The organism is Caballeronia arationis (genome assembly GCF_001544975.2).
In the GTDB taxonomy this organism is placed as follows: Bacteria; Pseudomonadota; Gammaproteobacteria; order Burkholderiales; family Burkholderiaceae; genus Caballeronia; species Caballeronia arationis.
The window spans coordinates 1-3,870 of sequence record NZ_FCOG02000287.1; the positions used below are offsets into that span (position 1 = coordinate 1).

Annotated in this window: 3 protein-coding genes and 2 pseudogenes; 2 read left to right on the top strand and 3 right to left on the bottom strand. The window is 57.7% G+C overall.

Features of this window, described 5'->3' with window-relative positions; translation table 11 throughout:
- Positions 1-433 precede the first annotated feature (433 nt).
- Positions 434-538: pseudogene (locus tag AWB81_RS44390) on the top strand (IS6 family transposase); the annotation flags it as partial.
- A 366-nt stretch (positions 539-904) separates the two neighbouring features.
- Here AWB81_RS44390 and AWB81_RS41010 read toward each other — a convergent pair.
- Entirely contained in the window at positions 905-2,041 is a 1,137-nt protein-coding gene (locus AWB81_RS41010; protein ID WP_062644157.1) for a porin, read from the bottom strand.
- A gap of 481 nt (positions 2,042-2,522) precedes the next feature.
- Between AWB81_RS41010 and AWB81_RS41015 the strand changes: the two genes are divergently transcribed.
- Positions 2,523-2,792 (top strand): hypothetical protein, encoded by a 270-nt coding sequence (locus AWB81_RS41015; RefSeq protein WP_374730551.1) that lies wholly within the window; start codon positions 2,523-2,525, stop codon positions 2,790-2,792.
- 311 nt (positions 2,793-3,103) lie between these two features.
- Here AWB81_RS41015 and AWB81_RS49245 read toward each other — a convergent pair.
- Together AWB81_RS49245 and AWB81_RS46200 are read right to left on the bottom strand one after the other, a co-directional pair.
- Positions 3,104-3,290 (bottom strand): annotated as a pseudogene (locus AWB81_RS49245) (transposase zinc-binding domain-containing protein); the annotation flags it as partial.
- A 53-nt stretch (positions 3,291-3,343) separates the two neighbouring features.
- Positions 3,344-3,870 (bottom strand): MFS transporter (locus AWB81_RS46200; RefSeq protein WP_510183685.1); only part of this gene is annotated, 527 nt, incomplete at its 5' end.

The window sequence follows — 3,870 nt, forward strand, 5'->3', positions numbered from 1 at the left end:
TCACGCTCGCCGGCGAATCGCTGCGCAAGACGCGCAGTCGATTGACTGCGAAGCCGCAGTCCGAGTAAAAAGGCAAGGTCCCGCGTCGCTTCGCTCCGCTTGTTCGCGATGGCGTGGAATCCTTGTTCGCTTTGCCGTGGAATTACGATTCACTTTGACGTGGAATGGTTGTTCTCTTTGCGTGGAATACGCACGCCAGCAGCCGGACGGCAGCGTTGTTGTGCGGTTTAACTCATCTGACGCACGCGATCCCACACTGCTTCAGCGCATCTCGCAGAGCTATGACCGGCGGATGGGGCGGTGAGCGTCGCCGAAGCACGTCGATTCCGAGACGTGCGTCTTCTGCACCGGGCATTTCAGCTACTCGAGGAGCGCATCAATACTCCTCAGGGGCTTTGTCGGGTTGATGGGGAGGCAGCGGCAGAATGAAGTGATGAAGGGAATGAAATCGCTTTATCACGGCCACCGCTTCCCTGCCGTCGTCATCAGACGCGTGGTCCGCTGGTATTTTCGGTTCAACTTGAGCCTACGCGACATCTAGGAGTTGTTGCTCGGGCGTGGTGTCGTGGTCACATACGAAACGATCCGTTGCTGGCCACAACCGAACTTTCTTCCTCGTCATATGGGGATCTTCCACTCGCGAATCAGTTGTACCGGGAAGGCTCCATCCAGAGGTCCTCGCGCAAGTTTTGCTCGTCGGCCGTCCTTCCCTCCGCAGCGAGCGTCATGGACGCAGCGTGCCCCCGCGCTCAGATTTCCTTAATCGCGCGCAGACACCGAATGTGCCGGCGACCGCCTAGATCTCGCCTCTTAAGCGGTCGCCTCGGCTCGTTGTCAGAAACGCGTGCGCAGGTGTCGCCCCACCCCGCGAATCCGAATAGTCAGGTCAGTACACGCGCTTCCCCTAGAACCGATGACGTATGCCCGCCGTCACTTCGACCTGATTGGTGGTCGATGAAGGCGCGCTCAATCCATTGATGAACGCCACCCCCAGTGCGGTATTCTGGCTCGTGCTGACCGACTGGTAGACACTCTGCAGATATACATCCGTTCGTTTGGAAAGGTTGTAATCCGTCTGCACGCCAACCTGGTTCCAGTGCGGCGCACCGCTTCCGGCGTTGGCGCCCGCGCGTGAGTATGTGTAGGCTCCGGACACGTTCAGCGCTGGCGTCAGGTTATAACGGATATTGCCCTCGAAGTTCTGGATATGGGTGCTCAAACCGGTCTGGAATATCTCAGTCAAGTTGGTCTGCGTGTAAACGAAACCAACTACTGCCGGTCCGAACGCGTAATTCACCCCCGCTCCCCATGTCTGCTGGCGCGCAGCAGTCAGCGTCTGCCCGTCGGTCACGGCGCCGTTGGCATTGAAGTTGGCCGCCGCCTGCGAGGCCGCGCCGTTATTCAGGTGAAGGTACCCGGCGCCAAAGTTCAGGGGGCCCCAACTGTACGACGCGCCCACGCTGTACGCACGGTTGTTTGCAAAAGCCCCTGCCGCGTTGGAAAAGCCATACAGACCACCGAATCGGAATCCCGCATAGTTCGCACTCTGGTACTTGACCGAGTTGTTGATCGAGAATGAGTTGTTGTTGAGGTTATCGTTGTTGAACGGGTGCGCGAAGTGCGTGCCACCATACTCCGTGCCAGTCAGCGCCAGCGGTCCAACATAATCGATCATGCTGTCGTACTGGCGGCCCAATGTGACAGCACCAAAATCGACGCTCGACAGTCCGACAAAGGCCTGTCGACCAAACTCCCGACCGCTCTGTGAAAAGGTCCCGTTGTTCACGTTAAAACCGCTTTCCAACGTGAAGATTGCCTTCAGGCCACCCCCCAGGTCTTCCGCTCCACGCAGGCCCCAGCGGCTGCCCTCCACCGAGCCGCTCGTCATCTGCACATTGCTGCGGCCGCCTTGACTTGTGAGTTGGCTGTTCGTGTAGGTGATGCCGGCGTCGATCAGGCCGTACAGCGTGACGCTGCTCTGCGCCTGTGCGGCAGTCGCCAGCACGCCCAGGACGGCCACCGCCATAAGGTTCTTTCTCATCGAATCACTCCACTAAATTAACGGCGATTGTTTCGCAAACCAGAACTACCGTTCTCCAAGAACAAAATCGCGAAAATCTCGAGCTGTCAATCTCGCAGCATCCACACATGGGTCGGGATGCCAAAAAAGAGCAATGATTTAAATATATAACCTTTGTTTGGAAACCTCATTATTCACCGTTAATGCATGTGAGGGTTAGGTGGATAAGCTTCCTGTTGTAATGATCCGACAGATAAAAGACGCCCCACAATGATGCACATTACGACGCCCGCCGGAGACTGTCAGGATGTGAACTGGTCTCTGTATTTCGGTGTACTTTTTAAAGTAATCGATCTTCTATATGATCGAGCCCGAAAGACCCGAATTCGACGAGCCTAGCCCGCAGCTTCCTGACCTAGTGATCGAATACCTTTCCGTAAGGAACGCCAGGGCGTGTAGAGCGCGCTAGCGAATTTGAATGTTGTCACTTTGTACGGAGGACATGATGAAACACATTGGTATTGCAGTGCTTACCGGGGCCCTTGCCCTGTCGTTTAGTCACGGCGCGTGGGCGCAGGGCAACGCGCCAGCTTCCCCGGCATCCACCGAGCATTCCGACCCCTTAGTGAGAATGCACCAGCAAGTTGCTGCGGCGAATCACCTGTATGACCAAAAGGTCGCTGCTGCGAAGAAAGTTTATGACCACAAGAAGGCGGAAGCCAAGAAAGAACGCGACGCCGCTATCAAAGCGGCACACGCCACGGCGGGATAATACGAATCGCGCTCTGTAATGACGACGATGCCTGGAAAGACCATAGCGAGTGGCGGGACACTTGAACGACAGCGCTTCTCCGACTTTGGCTGCGTGATTCGTATCCCGCCTTTCATTTTTTCGTAACAGTTGGTGTTTGGTGACGCATTTCGCGTGCAACTGCCGCGACGAGGGATCCCAGGCACGACATTCCGACGTTCGCGCTGGTCACAGGCGCTGACAGGGGTTCTGGTGCAAACAGTTACGCTCGGTCTACAAGCGCCCGTATCGCGTGACAACCGATTCGAAGCATATAATGCCTGTCGCTGCGAATGTCCTGGCTCGACCTCGGGCAGCAGCTCAGCCTGCCTGTGTTCGAGCCGTCGCGCGTGGGCGAGCGACTGGCAATTCGGGCAGGCGCGATGCCGGAAAGAGTTTGTAGGTGATGCGCTGGTGACCGCAGGGGTCGCACTGTTCGGCATGGCCGACGAGCGCCGCGGTTCGACACAGCTCGAGCGCGCACACGCCCCCGCTTTGCCGACGTTGGTGACCGACGCGGGCTCCCGATCGGCTTATTCCGATCTCCCATCGCGCATTGCGATGCAGAACATCAGCAGACCAAGACACTGCAGAACCGCCATGCCTATGGCCAAGTGGAGTGTGTTGCCGAGCAGTAGCGGCACCAACAATGCGGAGGACAGGAAGTTGCCGAACTGCTGGACGGTGAGATAACAACTGGACGCCAGCCCGCGCCGCTCCGGGAAACAGTCAAGGGCCATCACCAGCAGGCTTGGCTGAGTCATCATCATCCCGACACCAAAGATGGGCAGCGCCACCAGATCCCATGGCAACGGAGATGCGTGCATCGCGTTGACGCCGATATTGATCACGCCAGCCACAACCATGACAAGATGGCCGAGGACTACACTGCGCGCTGGACTGCCCTGGCCGGCCACACGATGTGCGACTGCCGCGCCGGCGATCAGGCCCAGGACGATAGGCACAAACAGGTAGCCGAATGAGTCGGTCTTGCAGAATCGCGCGAAGCCAAGCGCAGCGTGCGGATAGGTGCAGATAAGCAGTTGCGAAACTCCCAGTT

What these genes read in the sequence shown, in the direction of transcription:
- AWB81_RS41010 (WP_062644157.1), bottom strand. Translation starts at nt 2,041, where the DNA reads ATGAGAAAGAACCTTATGGCGGTGGCCGTCCTGGGCGTGCTGGCGACT.
- AWB81_RS41015 (WP_374730551.1), top strand. Translation starts at nt 2,523, where the DNA reads ATGATGAAACACATTGGTATTGCAGTGCTTACCGGGGCCCTTGCCCTG.